Below are 18318 nucleotides of genomic sequence, written 5' to 3' on the forward strand. Positions count from 1 at the left end.
CTTTTTTCTCGGTCGTCAGGCAGCCCCGCCGTGTGCAGTGGCGATGGAAAAAATCGTGCTTCCCGTCCCATGAACGCTGGAGCACCCACGGGGACCACTGATGTCCAAGAATGTGACAGATGAAGCGTGACCTGAACCATCTCATGAGTTGGCTTTTGCCTTTCTACGGGAACTGTTGATGCTCTTTGTTGAGAGAGCCTCCTCCATCCATGCTGCGATTGCAAACAGGCGGTCATCTCCCATATGCGCACCCATTGCCATGACGCCAACCGGGGCGGAGCCTTCCTCATGGCAGGGCAGGCTGATGGCGCAGCGGTCCAGAAAATTGGTGATTGTCGGGTTGCGCAGGAGCAGGAGGTTCGTGGTGGCGTATACGGCGTCATCGTGCAGGTCATCAATGCGCGGGGCAATAACGGGCACGGTGGGCATCAGGATGGCGTCATACGAATCCAGTGCGTCAGCCGCTTTGGCTATCAAGGCATTGCGACGAAGCCTGAGTGTGATGTAGTCGACGGCAGTCTGTTCTTTGCCACGCAAAATCCGCTTTAAAACAAACGGATCATAAAGGTCTGCGTGGTTTTCAATCAGTTTTGCATGCCATGTGAGGGATTCCGGCGCAGGAAAGCCGCCCAGCCCGTTAATTTCCGGCAGCGTGCCCAGTTCCGGGAAGGTCACGTCTGCCAGGACGGCGCCCGCCTGCTCAAGCTTTTGGAGGGCCTGCTCATAGGTGCGGGCCACAGTATGATCCATGCCGGCGGTCACGTAGTTGCGCAGCACCCCCAGACGCGGAGCGCTGACGGTGTCTGCCGCAGGGGCTTCGGTCGGGATGATGCTCTGCCCGGATAAGGCACGATCCGCTGCCCAGCAGCAGGACACAGTGCGCCCCAGACTACCAACGGAATCCAGAGTAAAAGACAGCGGAACCGTGCCTGCTGTCGAAATGCGGGAAGCGGTGGGTTTGTAACCGACAAGCCCGATCAGGGCGGCGGGGATACGGCAGGAACCGCCTGTGTCACTGCCAATGCCGACGGCCGCCATGCCATCTGTGACAGAAATGGCTGCCCCGGAGGACGAGCCGCCCGGAATACGACGGTTTGCTCTGTCCCACGGGTTGGCCGGTGTGCCGGTGTGCGGATTGATGCCCACGCCCGAGAACGCAAACTCGGTCATGCTGGTGCGACCCACAGAAATCAGTCCGGCTTTGCGCAGGTTGGCAAGAGCCGGAGCATCCTGTGTGGCTGGGGTGGCATGTTCCAGAACACGAGAGCCTGCTTTGGTAACAGACCCGGCTTCATCAAACAGATCTTTGACTGAGACAGGCAGGCCCGAAAGAGCGGGAAGGGTGCGCCCCTGTTTGCGCCGGCGGTCACTTTCATCCGCAGCGGCGCGGGCGGCCTCAGCATGCACAGCCACAAATGTGCGCGCTCCCTCACCCTGAGGGTTCGCAATGCGGTCCAGCGCCTGTTCCACCAGATCCCGACTGCGGAGCCTGCCACCTGCCAGAGCTTCTGCCATAGAGAGAAGGGACTGAGGGGCAGTGCTCATACAGACAAACTCCGTCTTGTGTCCCGTGTCAGGCGGGCGACTTAATCCTGGATAGGCAATCAGGCTGCGGGAGCCGGGTCTTTCAGCGTTACAATGAGCGGCACATGGTCAGACGGACGTTCCATGGCACGCTCTTCTTTATCGGGCTGGGCGTCAATTAACCGTTCCGCAACCCGGGGGGAGAGCAGGGCGTGGTCAATACGCAGGCCGCAGTCGCGCTGCCATGCTCCGGCCTGATAATCCCAGAATGTGTATGCGGTGCCGGTGGGGTGGACAGCGCGCAGAGCATCGGTCAGCCCCAGCCAGACCAGTCTGCGCCATGCGGCACGGCTTTCCGGCCGAACAAGGGCATCGTCCGGTCCCAGTGCACCGGGAGCGCAATCTTCTGTGGTGGGGCAGACGTTATAATCCCCGGCCAGCACGAAATCGGTTTCAGCGTTCAGGAAGCCTTGAGCGCGGTGGGCGAGGGCATCGAAAAACGCCAGCTTGGTTGCATAGCCCTCTTCTCCGCCAGAGTTGCCGTTGGGCAGGTAGAGGTTGCCCAGTGTCACGCCTTGGGTGCGCACTTCCACATAGCGGGCAGCGGGGTTTTCAAAGCCCGGCAGGTGGTCGGTCGTGGTTTCAAACTTACCCCGCACCAGTGTTGCTACGCCGTTATAGGATTTCTGGCCCACAACAGCGCATTCATACCCGGCGTCCCGAAAAATTTCGGCCGGAAACTGCGCTGTTTCACATTTGATTTCCTGCATCATCAGCACGTCTGGTTCGTGGCGTTTCAGCCAGTCCAGAATCAGGTCTTGTCGCTGACGGACAGAATTGACGTTCCAGCTTGCGATTTTCATGCGACGGAAAAACTCGTGCCGCACCCGCAGGAGGACGCTGCATTCGGGTTGATGACCGTGAAGTGCGCGCCCATCAGTTTGTCTGCAAAGTCCAGCTGAGCACCAGCCAGCAGGTCAAGGCTGACGGGGTCCACCACCACCAGAGCCTCGCCTTTGTCCAGTCTGATGTCATCCGGGGCGATATCGTCCGGGCCAATCAGTTTGAACTGATACTGGAAGCCATTACAGCCCCCGGCTTCCACTGCCACACGCAAGGCGGCGGGCGGGGCTTTCCCCTCTGCGGAGGCAGAAGCGGTGCGCGAGGCTATCACGCGGGCAATGCGCGCGGCTGCGGCATCGGAGACGGAAAAGGGCTGGGGCTGGGTCATGCCTTTGTAGATAGCGTGCGCAGGCTCTGGTTTGAAGGGGCTGTGAGGGCGTGCATGGTCAATTTTCACGCAATGGCCTAGTGTGCCTGTTCTGTGGACGCGGGGGTAAAACCGCCCACACCAGAGCAAGCAGGACCGGAAGACTTATGGGATTACAGGCTGCCGCACAGATGTCTCTCGCACCCTACGCCGTGCACATGGCACCGGAGCGGGGGCGCCGCTTGCATGCGGAAGAGGAATCACTCACCCGTTCCCCCTGGCAGCGGGACCGGGACCGCGTGGTGCATTCCTCCGGTTTCCGTCGCCTGCAATATAAAACGCAGGTCTTCATCAATCATGAAGGCGATTTTTTTCGCACCCGGCTGACCCATTCTCTGGAAGTTGCACAGGTGGCGCGCTCCATGGCGCGGTATCTGCGGCTGGATGAGGATCTGACGGAAGCCGTAGCTCTGGCGCATGATCTGGGGCACACGCCGTTTGGCCATGCGGGGGAAGAAGCCCTTGCCGCCCAGATGCAGCCCTGGGGTGGGTTTGACCATAATACGCAGGCTTTGCGGCAGGTGACGCTGCTGGAGCGGCGCTATCTGGCGTTTGATGGCCTGAACCTGACATGGGAAACGCTGGAAGGGCTGGCCAAACATAATGGCCCGGTGCGGAACCCCTCGGCACGTTTGCGGGAGATTGATGCGCAGTGGCCACTGGATCTGGGGACGTATGCCTCGGCAGAGGCGCAGGTGGCAGCGCTCGCGGATGATATTGCCTATCACGGACATGATCTGGATGACGGCGTGAAATCCGGCCTGCTCTCACTGGATGATCTGGTGGATGTGCCTCTGGTGGGCGAGGCCCTGCGCGATGCCCGCAAGCTGGCGGCCGATTTGCCAAAGGACACACCGCACATAAAGCAGCGCATCCGGCATGAGATGGTCCGGCGTGTGATCCATGCTTTGACAACCGATGTACTGGTTTGCACACGCAGGCGGCTGGCCGATCTGGCCCCGCAGAGTGTGGAAGAGATTCGGGCGGCATCGGAACCCGTCGTGGCCTTCAGCCCGGAGATGGCAGAGGCCAACAAGAGCATCAGGAAGTTCCTGTTTGCAAAGCTTTACCGCCACTGGCGCGTCAACCGCATGACCTACAAGGCCAAGCATGTGACGTCCGAACTGTTTACCATTCTGGTGGAGTCGCCCAAGTTGCTGCCCGATGGCTGGCGTGAGCCCGCTCTGGCGGGAGACGAGGCCGGATTGCGGCGTACAGTGGCCGATTATGTCGCCTCCATGACGGATCGCTACGCGATGGAAGAACATCGCCGGTTGACTGATCTGTCCATAGCAGGCTGAAAACGCGGTTCTACCGCTTTCTTTGGGATCTTGAGTGTAATGTCAGACTGTTTGTTCCAGCGTTATCGTCACCACGTTCTGGCCGCCGTACGGGCGATGCTGCCTGATGTGTCGGAAGAAACGCTGGCCCGTGTGGAAGTCACCCCGGCGCGTGACCCCTCGCATGGGGATATGGCAACCAATGCGGCCCTGTTGCTGGCCAAACCGGCCCGCCGCAAGCCTGCCGACATTGCAACGGACCTCGTCGCTGCACTGGAGAAAGTTGAAGGCGTTGCCCGTGTGGCCGCTGCCGGACCGGGCTTTGTAAACATCACGCTTACTCCGGACGTGCTGCGCGCCACCCTGCCTTCCGTGTTGAAGGCAGGGGAAGCCTATGGCGAGTCGCAGTCTGGCGCGGGTGTGCGGGTGAATGTGGAATATGTCTCCGCCAACCCCACCGGCCCGATGCATGTGGGCCATTGCCGTGGCGCCGTGGTGGGGGATGCGCTGGCCAACCTGATGGCCAAGGCAGGCTTTGACGTCACCAAAGAATTCTACATCAACGATGCCGGCGCGCAGGTTAAGGCGCTGGCTTGGGCCGTTTACTGGCGCTACCTGCAGGCGCTGGGCACCACCGTGACGGAAGAGGCGTTTGACGCCCTGACCCCGACCGGCCTGCAATATCGTGGCGAATATCTGATCCCGGTGGGTGAAGCACTGGTCGCTCAGTATGGGGACAATCTGGCGGAACCCGGCGCAAATCCGGCCCCGGAACTGACATGGCTGGACACGGTGCGGGACTTTGCCGTGGCGCAGATGCTGCTGGCGATCAAAGACGATCTGGCGGCGCTGGGTGTGCACCAGAATGTCTTTACGTCCGAAGCGCAAGTGCTGCGTGATGGTGTGACAGATGCCGCCATCGACAAGCTGGAAAAGCAGGGTCTGCTGTATGAGGGCGTGCTGGAGCCCCCCAAAGGCAAGCTGCCGGATGACTGGGAAGAGCGCGAACAGCTCCTGTTCCGTTCCACGCAGTTTGGCGATGACGTGGATCGTCCGATGCGCAAATCGGACGGCACCAATACCTACTTCGCTAATGACATTGGCTACCATGCGGACAAAGTCGCCCGTGGTGCGCAGGTTATGGTGGATGTGTGGGGTGCGGATCATGGCGGTTACGTCAAACGCATGAAGGCCGCTGTGCGCGCTGTGACGAACGACACCGTGCCGCTGGAAGTGGTGCTGTGCCAGATTGTGCATATCCTGCGTGATGGCCAGCCGGTGAAGATGTCCAAGCGGGCAGGCACGTTTGTCACGTTGCGCGACCTGATTGATGAAGTGGGCAAGGATGCCGTGCGCTTCACCATGCTGACCCGCAAAAGCGATGCGCAGATGGAGTTCGATCTGGATCTGGTTGTGGCGCAGAAGCGTGATAACCCGGTCTTTTACGTGCAGTACGCTCACGCCCGCTGCCGCTCCGTGCTGCGGGCCGCGCAGGAAGAAGGCAGCTATGGTGCTGTAACGCCGGATGCATTGGCGACGGTGCCGCTGGATTGCCTGAATTCCGATGCAGAAATGGCGCTGGTACGCCGTATGGCAGAATGGCCACGTCTGGTTGAAGCTGCTGCCCTTGCGCGGGAGCCGCATCGCGTGGCCTTCTATCTGGCGGATCTGGCGGGTGATTTCCACGCGCTGTGGAACCGGGGGCGGGATGATGCGTCTCTGCGCTTTCTCCAGCCCGATGCGCCTGATGCCACCCGGGCGCGGCTGGCACTGGTTGCGGCAACCGCAACCGTGATTCGGTCCGGGCTGGCTGTCATGGGCGTGGAGCCTGTGGAGGAGATGCGTTAATGAGTGAAGACGACAAAGGGTCTTTTGACGAGCGGATCAACCGTGCGCGGGAACGCATGAGCACGGATTATGATGCGCCGCCGCCGCGCCGCCCGGCTGCCCCTGCGGGCGGCGTAGGGAGTGGCGTGATTTCTCAGTTTTTGAGCAGCGATACCGGAACCCGCAGACTGGTTTACGGGGCTGCCGGGCTGGGTGGCCTGCTGGTGTTGGGCATTGGTGGCTGGGCGCTGATGGGCCACCATCAGAGCGGTGTGCCCGTTCTCGGCCCGCCGCCGGTTGCCATGAAGACCAAGCCGGTTGATCCGGGCGGGATGCAGTTGGACGGGCTGAGCGCGCCCGAGGCTGATGATGGGCAGGCGCATCCGGTACCCGCGCCGGAAAAGCCTAATCCGGGGGCGCTGGCCGCACAATATGGCCAGCAGGCAGCCAAAACGGCAGCCACGGAAGGTTCCGTCCCCGGTGATGTTGCATCTGCCGATCAGGCTAAAGCACCGCCCGCCGGGGCGGAAGGGGCTGCGCCGGAAGGTGACGCTTCTGCTCCTGCAACGGCGGGTTCCTCTGCGCAAACCGAGGCTCCTCAGCAGCCGGAAAGTCTGCCTGAATCCGGCACTGGCGTTGCGGATGATTCCGCTTCCGGCGATGCCGCTGCCACCGCACCGGCCGGAACGCCCGCGGCTTCCGTGCCCGGCAAGGTGACTCCCAAACCCGCACCGAAAAAGGCTGCGCCTGCGGAAGATGCTGAACCCGCCCGTAAAACGGACGCAGCACCCCCGGTGGCGAGTGCTGGTACAGGTGGGAAGTTCCGTGTGCAGCTGGCAGCGCTCCAGAATGAAGCACAGGCACAGCAGGAATGGAGCCGTTTGAAAACGCGCTATCCGACCCTGTTTGCAGACCGCACACCGGTTATTGAGAAAGTGCAGCGGGATAACGCCGTGTTCTATCGTTTGCGGGTTGGCGGATTTGCCTCCGTTGCGGAAACACGCAGTTTTTGTAGCGCCGTGCGGGAACGCGGGCTGGGCTGCACACAGGTCCATTAAGGGCAAACACCATGGATGCCGCGCAGCCGCCTGCCAGCGTGCCAGAGCTGGAAACATCGGAACCTCTGCCTGAACCGGCAGAGGCTTCCGGTGCGTCTGTTCCGGCCACCGCGGATGCGAACGCGGAGGGCAGGGTGCCGCGTGTACCCTTGCTGTGTCTGGATGGGTTTGAAGGTCCGCTTGATCTGCTGCTTGATCTGGCGCGGGCGCAAAAGGTTGATCTGTCCCGCATTTCCATCCTGCAACTGGTGGAACAGTATCTGGCCGTTGTGGAATCCGCCCGCAAAGTCCGGCTGGAGCTGGCGGCGGACTGGCTGGTTATGGCCGCATGGCTGGCCTGGCTGAAATCCCGCCTGCTGTTACCAGCGGAAGATGAGTTGGCGGCAGAGGGAGAAGACGCCGCCGAGCTTTTGCAGGAACGGCTGATTGAGCTGGCCTGCATGACGGAACTGGCCCGCTGGCTGGATGCCCGGCCTCGGCTGGGGCGCGATGTGTTTGCCCGCGGTGAGAGTGAAACCCTGATTGAAATTGACCGCTCCGGTCTGGCGCTGGATATGCCGCAACTCATGCGGGCCTATATGGCGGCCATGCGGCGTACCGCCCGCAAGCGGATTTATGCGCCGCGCACCATCCGGTTCTGGACGGTGCAGGATGCGCTTTCCCGCCTGACGCGCCTGCTGGGCAAAACCCCGCCGGGCTGGAACAGTCTGGACGCCTTTTTGCCGGAGCAGTTGCCTGAAGAAGGCGTGGGGGAAGAAGCCATGCGCCAGCGACGAGCCGCTGTGGCCGGCACTCTGATTGCCGGATTGGAGCTGGCAAAAAGCGGTCGGCTGGAACTGCGGCAGGATGAAACCTTCGGCAAAATTCTCCTGCGCCCGCATGAGGAACAGGACGTTTTGCCGGACGAAGAGGCCGTTCATTCAGAGGGCGACGTAGCGGCCAGCTCGCAGCCAAAGGACGGTGAGGCCGTGCAGGGAAGTGCTACGTCCGCCGCGCATGATGACAAGGCCGGAAGCAGGACGCGGCGCACAGGCAGGGAGACCCCATGAGCGAAGAATCTGAGACGATCCCGCAAGCCTCACAAGGGGTAGTTGATACCCCGGAGATTATAGCCGCTCTGTCTGGGGTAGACCTGCAAGAGAGAGAGGCAGCGCTTACTGTGCCAGATGACGCCGTGCGTTTGGCGGAAGCGCTGATTTTTGCAGGCACCGAGCCGGTCAGTCTCCGGCGTCTGGCGGAATTGCTGGAGTTACGGCAGCTGGTGCCAGAGGGTGTTGAAGATCTGGGGGCGTTTGTTGCAGCGGTGATGGTGGCGCTGGTCGCACGGTATGAGGGACGGGGTGTCATGCCGGTGGAAGTGGCAGGTGGTTGGCAGTTCCGCACCGCTCCAGATTTGGCTCCTGCTCTGACTCGCGTGCTTGAAAAACCGCGTCGCCTGCCGCGTGCGGTCATGGAGACGCTGGCGATTATTGCCTATCACCAGCCTTGCACCCGCGTGGAAATTGAAGAAATTCGCGGCGTTAGCCTCGGGCAGAACGTGCTGGATACGTTGATTGAGGCGTCCCTGATTGCTCCGCGTGGACGCAAGGAAGTGCCGGGCCGCCCGGTGCTGTGGGGCACAACGCCTGATTTCCTGCGGCATTTCGGCCTGCGTGCTTTGTCTGACCTGCCCCGCCGGGAAGAACTTCTGGTGGATGTGCCGGATACGCTGACCTCCGGCAGAAAGCCCGCGCAGGATGCCGCTGAGCATACCTCTTCAGAGCAGGACGCGACTGAAAAGCATTCGGTAAGTGCGGATGAGTCTGTTCTCCCCGGTGGCAGTACAGAGAGTGATCGGGTTGAAACGGACCCTGATCTAACCCCGGCTGAAGGAGAGATCGTCCTTCCTCAGGCTGAACTGGAACCGGACGCGGAAGCTCAGCCTGATGACGTATCCGCTGAGCCGGAAGCAGATGCCGGAGCAGGAACTGTTTCCGAGCCGGGGCGGTCGTGATAGATCTGCGGCGTCTGCGCGTGCAAGAGAGACGCATGGATGGGGAGGTCTGTTGTCCAGCTCCCACTTTATGCTGATGGGTGGTCCTGCGGATGTTTGATTTTGCCTGGTCGGAAATTGCGCTGATAGGGGCGGTGGCGCTGGTCGTCATTGGCCCGAAGGATCTGCCTGTGGCCATCCGGGGGTTAGCCGGGTTTGTCAAAAAAGCACGCAAGCTGGCGGGCGAGTTTCAGTCGCACGTGGATGAAATGGTGCGCGAGGCGGATCTGACGGAAGTGCGCGACCATGTGCGGGATCTGCGCAACCTGAACGTGCGTGGCCGCATCATGAAAGCCATTGATGGGGATGGCACGCTGGCGCGATCTTTTGATGAACCGCCCGGTGTTCGCCCCGTCGGCCCGCGCGGACTGGATACGCCACCGCGTCCGACGGCTGTTGCCGGCACGACAGAGGGTTCCACCGCCATGCTGGAAGAGCGCAGCGTTGGCCTACCTAGCCTGCCGCCTTCTGCCGTCAGTGGGAATGCGCTGGATGACCTCAATCCGCTGGTTGAAGATGAAGTGGTGGATGCCCCGGCGGAACTGCCGCCCAATCATGTAAGGCGGATCGTCAAGGAACGCGCTAGGCTCTTCCCGCCTGCCATTCTGCCCCCGGTGCGGCTGATGCACGGGCAGCGCCGGGTTGCTCCGGGGCCAGCCGTGCCGGGCGCGACGGGTGGCGAACATCCTGCGCAGGCGGCTGACGGCATGGAGGCCGGGCGCGGGCTATGAAGGAGAACGAACCCCTGCAGGATGATCCCATTCACGATCAGCCCATGCCGCTGATTGACCATCTGCTTGAACTGCGTCGCCGGCTTTTATGGTCCGGTGCGGCCTTTCTGGTGTGTTTTGCGCTGTGTTACCATTTTGCGGGTGACATCTATCTCTTTCTGGCGCGTCCTCTGGGCGAGATCATGCGGCAGCAGGGTGAGCAGCCGCATCTGATCTATACGGCGCTGTATGAGGCCTTTTTTACCTATATCCGCGTGGCATTTTTCGGGGCGGCGTTTTTGTCCTTCCCCATTATTGCCATTCAGGCGTGGATTTTTATTGCCCCCGGTTTGTACCGGTCAGAAAAGCGGGCCTTTGCGCCTTTTCTGATTGCAACGCCCATCCTGTTCCTGCTGGGGGCTGCGCTGGCATATTACTTCATTTTCCCCATCGCCTGGCGGTTTTTCCTGTCCTTCCAGACACCGGGCAGTTCCGGCGGCGTGCAGATTGAGCTTCAGGCCAAGGTGTCTGAATATCTCTCGCTGGTCATGAAGCTGATTATGGCGTTTGGGGTGGCGTTTGAACTGCCGGTGGTGCTGACGTTGCTGGCACGGGTGGGGATTGTTACTGCCGATATGCTCAAACGCTTCCGTCGGTATGCCATTGTGGGGGCGTTTGTAATCGCCGCCATTCTGATGCCGCCGGATGTCATTACCCAGATAGGGCTGGCGGTGCCGCTTGTCCTTCTTTACGAAATTTCCATTCTGGCAGCCCGGCTTGTTGAACCCAAGACCAAGCTGGACCCGCTGTCTGAAGAGACCACTCCAGAGGAAGAGGCTTCCTGATCCATGCATGATATCCGCGCGCTGCGCGCAGACCCTGCCGCTTTTGATGCCGATCTCGCTCGCCGCGGGATCGACCCTGTCGCGCAGAAGCTTGTCTCATGGGATGAAGAACGGCGTCAGGCACAAACCGCTCTGCAGGAAAAACAGGCCCGTCGGAAGGCGCTGGCGCGTGAAATTGGCGCTCTGAAACGCACCGGGGAAGACAGCAGCGTGCTGGAGGCCGAGGGCATTGAGATCCGCGCCGAGATGGAAATCCTGGAACGGCGCGTGGCTGATCTGGAAGGCCAGACGGCCGAAATTCTGGCCAGCCTGCCCAACCGTCTTGATGCCTCCGTGCCTGAAGGCCCGGATGAAACGGCTAATGTGGTCCAGCATGTCTGGGGCACGCCGCGTGAGTTCAGCTTTACGGCCCGCCAGCATTTTGAACTGGGGGAAGCGCTGGGCCTGATGGATTTTGGCACGGCTTCCAAACTCTCCGGTGCGCGGTTTGTGGTGCTGCGTGGTGCGCTGGCCCGTATGGCTCGCGCACTCGGCCAGTTCATGCTGGACCAGCACACGGATGAGAACGGCTACGAAGAAACGCAGGTGCCGGTGCTTGTGAATGACGCCGCCATGTACGGCACGGACAAGCTGCCTAAATTTGCCGATCAGTCCTTCCGCACGGAAGATGGCCGCTGGCTGATCCCCACGGCAGAAGTCCCGCTGACGGCTTCTGTTGCCGGGGACATTCTGGATGCCCACACGCTGCCCCGCCGTATGACGGCGCTGAGCCAGTGCTTCCGTAGTGAAGCCGGGTCTGCCGGGCGGGATGTGCGCGGCATGCTGCGCCAGCATCAGTTTGAAAAAGTGGAAATGGTGTCCGTCACCACGCCGGAAGAGAGTGAAGCAGAGCATGAGCGCATGACGCGCTGTGCTGAAAAAATTCTGGAAAAGCTGGAAGTGCCCTATCGTCGGGTTCTGCTGTGTGCGGGTGATACCGGGTTCGGGGCCGCCAAGACGTTTGATCTGGAAGCCTGGCTGCCGGGGCAGGCCGCATGGCGTGAAATTTCTTCCTGCTCCAACACACGGGACTTTCAGGCCCGCCGCATGAATGCCCGCTTCCGCCCGCAGGGGGGTGGCTCTCCGGTGTTTGTGCATACGCTGAACGGCTCCGGTCTGGCCGTAGGCCGTACGCTGATTGCGGTGATGGAAAACGGCCAGAATGAAGATGGCTCCATCACGGTGCCGGAAGTTCTGCGGCCCTACATGGGCGGTCTCGAACGGATCGGCTAACGGCCTTTTCCTCAGCCGCGGGGAGGGGCTTTCTGAAACGTCAGTTGCACCATAAACCCGTCTTTCTGGCCGGGGATAGGGGAGAATAAGTCCATCCGGATGGCCATTTGCCGGGCGATAGTTCGTGCAATGGCCAGCCCCAGCCCGCTGCCTTCCGTGCTGGCATTGCCGCGTACAAATGGATCTGTCAGGCGGTTGAGCAGCTCCGGGGCAAGGGGCGGGCAGCTATTTTTAATCGTGACACAGGCGCTGTGTTCAATGGTCGGAGCCTGCCCCGTGGCAGCCGGCGCGTCTGTTACGCAGCATGCCGGAATGGCGGAACTGGCGGTGACATGCACCTGCACGGTGGACTTTTGCGGGCTGTGGCGTAACGCATTTTCCAGAAGATTGCGGAACAGGATGCCCGCTGCATCCAGATCTCCCAGAACATCCAGATGTGCCAGGTCGTCCGTTTCAATCACAATGCGTGGGCAGGCATGGTCGGGCCGGTCCAGTTCATCCGCCACCACATGCAGCACGGGCAGCAGGTCAAACCGATCTCGCCGCAAGGCCGTCCCTGCGACGGCGCGTGACAGTTGCAGCAGTTTTTCAACAGTCCGGCTCAGGCGATGGATCTGGCTGATCAGCGCGTCCAGCCGCTGTGTGGTGTCTGCCGGGGGCTGAGCAGAGGGGCTTTCTGGTTTTGCCGCGGAACTCCCAGCAGTTTTTTGCAGGGAGGCAGCACGGAGCATCTGAGCCTGTGCCAGCAGGGCGGCTATAGGATTGCGGAGTTCATGCGCCGCATTGGCGGCAAAAGCACGTTCTGCAGAGAGTGCTTTTTGCAAACGCTCCAGCAGAGAATTAACGGCAACCTGAATGGTGGAGAGTTCCACAGGCAGGGCCAGTTCCGGCACAGGCTTGAGATTGCCGCTGCCGCGTTCCCGGATTTCATCCTGCAGGCGGACCAGCGGCCGCAGCCCCCGGCGTACAATCCAGATCACCAGGAGCCAGATGCAGGGCACCGAGCCGATAATGGGGAGCACGGCAATCAGGATAGCTTTGTTTGTGGCCTGCGTGCGGTGCAGACGGGGCTCACCTACCAGAATAAACCGGTCCGCTTGTGCGGCGGGTGCCACATAAACCCGAAATTGCGGCAGCATGTAAAACCCGCTGGCCAGCGGCACGGTAAAACGGACAGCGGGGGCGTTGGAAGAGCGCAGCAGAACATGGCCTGCGGCATCGGTAATCTGATAAGCCAGAGATGTGGGTTTGATATCGGACAGATGCGCGACATCATGTCCCGGCCCCTGCTGGTTCAGGGCCAGCACGGCAAATTGCAGCCGTTCTCCGACTTCCTGCAAGGAGTCATCCAGCCGTTCTGTGATCTCGTATTTTGTAAAACCGGCTGTCATTAAAGTGACAATGGCCAGACAGCCAATGACGACCCCCGTTACGCCACGGATCAGCCGTGTCGCCAGCCGCCAGGGACGTACAGGTTTGTCCGGGGGCGCGGTCATGGGGCTGCGGGCTGCTCAAGGCAATAGCCACGCCCGCGCACGGTGCGGATAATGTCCGCCCCCAGTTTTTTGCGTACCCGGCTGACAAAAACTTCTATGGTATTACTGCCAACTTCTTCTTCCAGAGTATAAAGCGCATCCTCTATCCGCTCACGCGAGCAGATTGCACCCGGCCGGCGGGCCAGCAGTTCTACCAGCGCCCATTCCCGTGCTGTCAGGTCAATCACCTGTCCATCCCGTGTCAGGCGGGAGCGTTCCAGATCAATGTCGATATCGCCGACTTTTAACCGGTTATCGATCAGCGGACGATAGCGGCGGCCCACGGCGGCAATCCGGGCCACCAGTTCATCCAGATCATAGGGCTTGGCCAGATAATCATCTGCACCGTCGGAAAGTCCGGCAATGCGGTCACTGACCTGATCTTCCGCTGTGGTAATCAGTACGGCCAGAGGGGAACTGGTCTGGCGGATTTCCCGCAGCAACGTGCGGCCGCTGCCATCGGGTAGGCCAAGGTCCAGCAGCAGCACATCATACTGCACAGTGGCCAGAGCGGCGCGGCCATCTTCCAGCGTGGTGAACCAGTCCACCGTATGTCCCGCCTGCCGCACCCGTTCCTGCACGGCGGCACCCAGATGGGGTTCATCTTCCATAATCAGGATACGCATGCGGGCTCAGTGTCCTCTTTCGGGCGGGTCTTCTGTTTCATAAAACGCGCATAGAGCAGAGGCAAAACAAACAATGTCAGCAGGGTAGACGTCACCAGCCCACCAATGACCACGCTGGCCAGCGGACGCTCTACTTCCGCCCCGGCAGAGGCGGAAAATGCCATGGGGAAAAAGCCCAGACTGGCCACCAGAGCCGTTGCCATAACGGGGCGGAAGCGTTCTCTGGCGGCGGTAAATCCGGCGCGCACGGCATCCACACCCCGGCGGCGGATCTGCTCGGCGGTGCTGACCAGCACCACACCATTCAGCACTGCCACACCAAACAGCGCAATAAACCCGATACCTGCAGAAATGCTGAAGGGAAGCCCGCGCAATACCAGCGCAAAAATCCCGCCAGAGGCCGCCAGTGGCAGATTGCAGAACACCAGAAGCGCCAGCCGCACCGTGCCAAGGGCTGCAACCAGTAACAGGAAGATCAGAGTGAGGGCGACGGGTACAACAATGGCCAGCCGTTTTGACGCAGACTGAAGGTTTCGGAATTGCCCATCCCAGCGCATGGTATAGCCATGCGGGAGGGTAACGGTGCGTTGCACGGCTTTCTGGGCCTCGGCCACGTAGGAGGCCAGATCTCGTCCGCGCACATTGGCCTGAATAACCACGCGCCGACGGATGCCGTCCCGGCTAATGCGCGGGGGGCCGTCCTGTTGTCGAATATCAGCCACCTGAGAGAGCAGGACTGTCCCGCGTCCGTCCGCCTGCGGCACGTGCAGGTCACCAATCGCGGCAAGGGTGTGTGTCTGTGATGGGTCAAGGTGGGCCTGCGTGGCAATAATGGCATTATCAGCGGTTGCGGGCCGTCCGATATGGCCGCCTATGGCTTCCACCATATCCAGAATATCCTGCACACGCACATTCAGGCGGCCTGCATTTTCCCGGTTCACGTCGATATGCAGGAACGGAATTGTGCCATCATCCGGGGCCATCACATCGGCAGCACCCCGCACGCTGTTAAGGGCTTTGACAACCTGCCCCCCAAGGCGGCTGAGGGTTGGCAGGTCATCCCCATAAACGGACACTGCAATCTGGGTGCGCACGCCGGAGAGCAGATCATCCATCCGCATCTGCACCGGCTGGCTCCAGGAATAGAGGGCGTCAGGCAGGTTCTCCTGAAGGGTCTTGTTCATGGCGGCGACCAGCTCTGCCTGCGAGCGTCCGGTACGGGGTTCCTTGAGCAAGATAAAGCTGTCGGTTTCGTTCTGTCCCATCGGGTCCGTCGGGATTGCGCCGGTGCCGGTATTGCTGATAACTGTTTCCACTTCCGGAAAACTTTTGATCAGCCGTTCCTGTTGCCGGACGGACGCCAGAACGGTTTGCAGCGCGGTACTGGGCAGGCGCGTGGCAGTGAGTGTCAGCGCGCCTTCTTCCAGTTGGGGCACAAATTCGCTGCCTAACGTCATGGCCAGTCCGGCAGCCAGCAGGCACACGCCAAGGCTACCGCCAACAAGCAGCCGTGGCCTGCGCGCACAGCGTGAAAACAACGGCAGATAATGCCTGCGCAACCATGCCATCAGCCGGGTTTCATGCGGCACCGTTGTAGTGCGAAGCACGGAGACGCACAGGATGGGGATCCATACCAGACAGTAAAGCAGGGAGGCTGCCAGCGCCATGATGACGGTTTGCGCCATGGGGCGGAACATCCGGCCCTCAATACCCTCCAGCGTGAGCACGGGCAGGTAGACCATGATGATGACCAGAATGGCAAAACTGACAGGCCGGACAATCTGTTCTGCGGAGGAGCGGACCAGCGTGCCGAAAGGTAGATCAGGTTCCTTTAACCGGCGGCTGAGCACATGCTCCACGACCACCAGAGAGCTATCCACAATCATGCCGAAATCAATGGCACCCAGACTGAGCAGGTTGGCGGAAATGCCAAATACCCGCATACCCGTCATGGCGCAGACCAGCGCGAATGGAATAACGGACGCAATCAGGAGCGATGCGCGCAGATTGCCAATGACTGCCAGCAGAACGGCCACAACAAGTGCTGCACCAATCAGCAGATTTTCGCGTACTGTTGCAATGGTCCGGTTGGTGAGCATGGCGCGATTATAATACGGGGCCAGTGTGACGCCTGCCGGGAGGGATTGCGTAATGGCAGGCAAAGCGGCCCGGATGCCTGCCAGCGTGGCATCAGAACTTGCCCCTTTTTCCATCATCACCACGCCGGTGACGATTTCCCCTTTTCCGTCGCGGGTTACGGCTCCCAGTCGGGTGCGCGGCCCGGTGCTGATGCGGCCAAGGTCCCGCAGCCGAATGGCGGTGCCGCCCGGCCCGGTTTTGACGGTAACTGCCCCAAAATCCTTGAGGGAACGTAAAAGTCCGCGCCCGGCCACCACCTGCTGTTCCGCATGGTGCTCAATCCAGCCGCCGCCTGCTGCTGCATTGCTGGCATCTATGGCCCGATACACATCGCCTACGGAGAGGCCATAGGCGAGCAGGCGGGCCGGGTCGAGCGTGACCTCCCATGTTTCTTCTGCGCCGCCGCCAATATTGACCTCCGCTACCCCGGGCACCAGCTTGAGCTGCGGGGCCACGGTCCAGTTCATGAGGCGGTTGAGCTCCATTAGCGACAGACCGTGGCCTTTGAGCTGGAACTGGAAAATTTCCCCCATGCCGGTAGTTAGTGGCCCCATGTTCAGGGTGACACCGGGCATGCTCAGCAGTGTGCGGGCTTGCGCCATGCGTTCGTTCACACGGGTGCGGTCCAGATTGATGTCGGAGCTATCCTCAAACTGGACATAAACAACCGAGACCCCGGAGCGGGAGACTGAGCGTAAATCCTTAACGCCCGGAATGCCGGCCATGCTGCTTTCCACTGGAAAGGTAATCAGTTTTTCAACTTCTTCCGTCGCCAGACCGGGGGCTACGGCAGAGACCAGCACCTGCTGGGGCGAGATATCGGGCACAGCCTCCACCGGCAGGCCGGACAGCACAACACAGCCCCCCGCCATGAGCAGCACCAGAAAGGCCAGCAGCAGAAAGCGGGCCTGATTAAGTTTTTCAAAAAATGTCCGCACGGGCTTAATCCGCATCCATGCCGGGCAGAAGCACCATGGCTTTCAGTGCCAGACTGCCATCGCTGACAACCTGATCGCCCTTTTTCAGGCCTGACAGTACAAGGGTTTTATCGTTTTCCTCCATGCCAATCCGCACAGGGGTCGGCTGAAAATGGTCTGGTGCAGTTTGTACAAAGACGACTGTCTGCTCTCCAAGAGTCTGAACAGCCTGCGCGGGCACAATAAGGCCAGAGCCCGTCTGGGTGGTTTGCAAAAGGCTGTTCAGCATCGTGCCGGGTCGTAACTGCCCGGCAGGATTGGCAACGCGGCTGAGCACACGTACCAGCCCATTTGTCGGGTCGGTCGCGGTATCAATGGTTTCAATGGTCGAAAGCAGAGGAGGGGACTGTGGTGTGTCCTCAGAAGATGCAAAAAACGTCTCCTGTCTGCCCCCCGGCACAACGCGTTGCGCATCCTGTGGCGGCACGTCAGACACAACCCAGACATGGGCGGTGTCACTGACTGTCAGGAGCGGCACAGGCGGGGTGACATCCGCAGCCACCGCAGTCTCAACCTGCGTTACGGTCCCGTCCATGGGGGAAATGATGGTCGAGGTTTCATCCGAACCATGTGTTTCCGTCGGGGAGGTGTATTCTTCCTGCAGGCGGTGGGACAGAACACCCAGTTCTGCCTCATGAGTCGCGACGGCATTCTGTGTTTCTTTCAGCACAGCCAGCCGTCGACGCATTTCTCCAACAGAGACAGTCGTTCCCGCCAGCGCGCGTGCCCGGTCATAGGCAGCGGCCGCATTGGCGCGGTCTGCGCTGGCGGCGGCAAGGGCGGCCCGTGTCTGAGCATTCTGCAGGCGGGCCAGATGCAGCGTATGATTCTGATACGTCAGCAAAGGCTGCCCTGCTTTTACGGCCTGCCCGGGCAACACAAGCACAGAAAGCACTTTCCCATCGCCTGCCGTATGAATGGTAACAGTGCGCGTTGTGTCCGGCAGCACACGGGCCATAGCGGGCAGCATATGCGCCAGCGTGCCTTGCGTGACAGGAGCGACGTGAATCCCCTCGTTCCGAATAGCCTCAGCAGAGAGTGTGAGAGGCGGTAGCGGTGTGCTTTCTGCCAGAGCCGTCATGGGAACAAGCGTTAAGCCAAACAGAACTGCGGCAAGAGATTTCATGTGTGAAAATTTCGATTTTTGAAAAAATGAGCGGTTATAAAACAGAGACGTTCTGTTGGCAGAGGCATTGGTGCGTGAGGACTGAAGATGCTGCCTG

The 18318-nt window shown here is 60.7% G+C and carries 15 protein-coding genes; 8 read left to right on the plus strand and 7 right to left on the minus strand.

From position 1 onward, the window contains the following. Nucleotides 1-141: 141 nt before the first annotated feature. From HK23_RS03595 to HK23_RS03605, 3 genes are read right to left on the minus strand one after another with little or no spacing between them, the layout of a single operon-like run. Entirely contained in the window at nucleotides 142-1545 is a 1404-nt protein-coding gene (locus HK23_RS03595) for an amidase (protein WP_086652895.1), read from the minus strand. Between the two features lie 59 nt (nucleotides 1546-1604). Then, entirely contained in the window at nucleotides 1605-2387 is a 783-nt protein-coding gene (locus tag HK23_RS03600) for an exodeoxyribonuclease III (RefSeq protein ID WP_086652896.1), read from the minus strand. Beyond that, nucleotides 2384-2755 carry a HesB/IscA family protein gene (locus tag HK23_RS03605; RefSeq protein ID WP_063907244.1) on the minus strand — a complete coding sequence of 124 codons (372 nt, stop codon included), beginning with the start codon at nucleotides 2753-2755 and terminating at the stop codon, nucleotides 2384-2386. The genes HK23_RS03600 and HK23_RS03605 overlap by 4 nt, the downstream gene beginning before the upstream one ends. A gap of 170 nt (nucleotides 2756-2925) precedes the next feature. On the opposite strand from HK23_RS03605, the gene HK23_RS03610 reads away from it, so the two are divergent. From HK23_RS03610 to serS, 8 genes are all read left to right on the plus strand, one after another. Continuing rightward, a complete protein-coding gene (locus HK23_RS03610; protein ID WP_086652977.1) occupies nucleotides 2926-4095 on the plus strand; it encodes a deoxyguanosinetriphosphate triphosphohydrolase in 1170 nt (389 codons plus the stop codon). A 39-nt stretch (nucleotides 4096-4134) separates the two neighbouring features. Next, entirely contained in the window at nucleotides 4135-5922 is a 1788-nt protein-coding gene (gene argS, locus HK23_RS03615; RefSeq protein ID WP_086652897.1) for an arginine--tRNA ligase, read from the plus strand. After that, nucleotides 5922-6959 carry an SPOR domain-containing protein gene (locus HK23_RS03620; protein WP_086652898.1) on the plus strand — a complete coding sequence of 346 codons (1038 nt, stop codon included), beginning with the start codon at nucleotides 5922-5924 and terminating at the stop codon, nucleotides 6957-6959. The genes argS and HK23_RS03620 overlap by 1 nt, the downstream gene beginning before the upstream one ends. Nucleotides 6960-6970: 11 nt before the next feature. Further along, complete coding sequence (locus tag HK23_RS03625; RefSeq protein WP_086652899.1) at nucleotides 6971-8008, plus strand: segregation and condensation protein A; 1038 nt, start codon at nucleotides 6971-6973, stop codon at nucleotides 8006-8008. After that, a complete protein-coding gene (gene scpB, locus HK23_RS03630; RefSeq protein WP_086652900.1) occupies nucleotides 8005-8952 on the plus strand; it encodes an SMC-Scp complex subunit ScpB in 948 nt (315 codons plus the stop codon). Before HK23_RS03625 ends, scpB begins: the two co-directional genes overlap by 4 nt. 92 nt (nucleotides 8953-9044) lie before the next feature. Continuing rightward, on the plus strand, nucleotides 9045-9722 hold the full coding sequence (gene tatB / locus HK23_RS03635) for a Sec-independent protein translocase protein TatB (RefSeq protein WP_086652901.1): 678 nt from the start codon (nucleotides 9045-9047) through the stop codon (nucleotides 9720-9722). After that, nucleotides 9719-10546, plus strand: a complete 828-nt coding sequence (gene tatC / locus HK23_RS03640; protein ID WP_063907237.1) for a twin-arginine translocase subunit TatC — start codon at nucleotides 9719-9721, stop codon at nucleotides 10544-10546. Before tatB ends, tatC begins: the two co-directional genes overlap by 4 nt. 3 nt (nucleotides 10547-10549) lie before the next feature. Next, a complete protein-coding gene (gene serS, locus HK23_RS03645) occupies nucleotides 10550-11818 on the plus strand; it encodes a serine--tRNA ligase (RefSeq protein ID WP_086652902.1) in 1269 nt (422 codons plus the stop codon). An 11-nt stretch (nucleotides 11819-11829) separates the two neighbouring features. Here the strand turns inward: serS and HK23_RS03650 are convergent, their stop codons facing one another. Genes HK23_RS03650 through HK23_RS03665 form a run of 4 tightly spaced genes read right to left on the minus strand, consistent with a single transcriptional unit; the run spans nucleotide 11830 to nucleotide 18221 of the window. Further along, entirely contained in the window at nucleotides 11830-13314 is a 1485-nt protein-coding gene (locus tag HK23_RS03650) for a sensor histidine kinase (RefSeq protein WP_086652903.1), read from the minus strand. Further along, nucleotides 13311-13979 carry a response regulator gene (locus tag HK23_RS03655; RefSeq protein ID WP_086652904.1) on the minus strand — a complete coding sequence of 223 codons (669 nt, stop codon included), beginning with the start codon at nucleotides 13977-13979 and terminating at the stop codon, nucleotides 13311-13313. The genes HK23_RS03650 and HK23_RS03655 overlap by 4 nt, the downstream gene beginning before the upstream one ends. Next, nucleotides 13967-17071, minus strand: coding sequence for an efflux RND transporter permease subunit (locus tag HK23_RS03660; protein WP_086652905.1), 3105 nt, complete (start codon nucleotides 17069-17071; stop codon nucleotides 13967-13969). The genes HK23_RS03655 and HK23_RS03660 overlap by 13 nt, the downstream gene beginning before the upstream one ends. Continuing rightward, nucleotides 17061-18221: an efflux RND transporter periplasmic adaptor subunit gene (locus HK23_RS03665; RefSeq protein WP_179193780.1), complete on the minus strand. Its 1161-nt coding sequence runs from the start codon at nucleotides 18219-18221 to the stop codon at nucleotides 17061-17063. Before HK23_RS03665 ends, HK23_RS03660 begins: the two co-directional genes overlap by 11 nt. Nucleotides 18222-18318: the final 97 nt, after the last annotated feature.

Origin of the sequence: Acetobacter malorum, assembly GCF_002153605.1 — a bacterium.
GTDB classification, from domain to species: domain Bacteria; phylum Pseudomonadota; class Alphaproteobacteria; order Acetobacterales; family Acetobacteraceae; genus Acetobacter; species Acetobacter malorum_A.

Excerpts from the sequence above, each read along its gene's own strand:
- HK23_RS03600 (WP_086652896.1), bottom strand. The coding sequence starts at position 2,387 with ATGAAAATCGCAAGCTGGAACGTCAATTCTGTCCGTCAGCGACAAGAC.
- tatB (WP_086652901.1), top strand. The coding sequence starts at position 9,045 with ATGTTTGATTTTGCCTGGTCGGAAATTGCGCTGATAGGGGCGGTGGCG.
- HK23_RS03665 (WP_179193780.1), bottom strand. The coding sequence starts at position 18,221 with ATGAAATCTCTTGCCGCAGTTCTGTTTGGCTTAACGCTTGTTCCCATG.
- scpB (WP_086652900.1), top strand. The coding sequence starts at position 8,005 with ATGAGCGAAGAATCTGAGACGATCCCGCAAGCCTCACAAGGGGTAGTT.
- argS (WP_086652897.1), top strand. The coding sequence starts at position 4,135 with ATGTCAGACTGTTTGTTCCAGCGTTATCGTCACCACGTTCTGGCCGCC.
- HK23_RS03660 (WP_086652905.1), bottom strand. The coding sequence starts at position 17,071 with ATGCGGATTAAGCCCGTGCGGACATTTTTTGAAAAACTTAATCAGGCC.
- HK23_RS03655 (WP_086652904.1), bottom strand. The coding sequence starts at position 13,979 with ATGCGTATCCTGATTATGGAAGATGAACCCCATCTGGGTGCCGCCGTG.
- serS (WP_086652902.1), top strand. The coding sequence starts at position 10,550 with ATGCATGATATCCGCGCGCTGCGCGCAGACCCTGCCGCTTTTGATGCC.
- HK23_RS03650 (WP_086652903.1), bottom strand. The coding sequence starts at position 13,314 with ATGACCGCGCCCCCGGACAAACCTGTACGTCCCTGGCGGCTGGCGACA.
- HK23_RS03605 (WP_063907244.1), bottom strand. The coding sequence starts at position 2,755 with ATGACCCAGCCCCAGCCCTTTTCCGTCTCCGATGCCGCAGCCGCGCGC.
- tatC (WP_063907237.1), top strand. The coding sequence starts at position 9,719 with ATGAAGGAGAACGAACCCCTGCAGGATGATCCCATTCACGATCAGCCC.
- HK23_RS03625 (WP_086652899.1), top strand. The coding sequence starts at position 6,971 with ATGGATGCCGCGCAGCCGCCTGCCAGCGTGCCAGAGCTGGAAACATCG.
- HK23_RS03610 (WP_086652977.1), top strand. The coding sequence starts at position 2,926 with ATGTCTCTCGCACCCTACGCCGTGCACATGGCACCGGAGCGGGGGCGC.
- HK23_RS03620 (WP_086652898.1), top strand. The coding sequence starts at position 5,922 with ATGAGTGAAGACGACAAAGGGTCTTTTGACGAGCGGATCAACCGTGCG.
- HK23_RS03595 (WP_086652895.1), bottom strand. The coding sequence starts at position 1,545 with ATGAGCACTGCCCCTCAGTCCCTTCTCTCTATGGCAGAAGCTCTGGCA.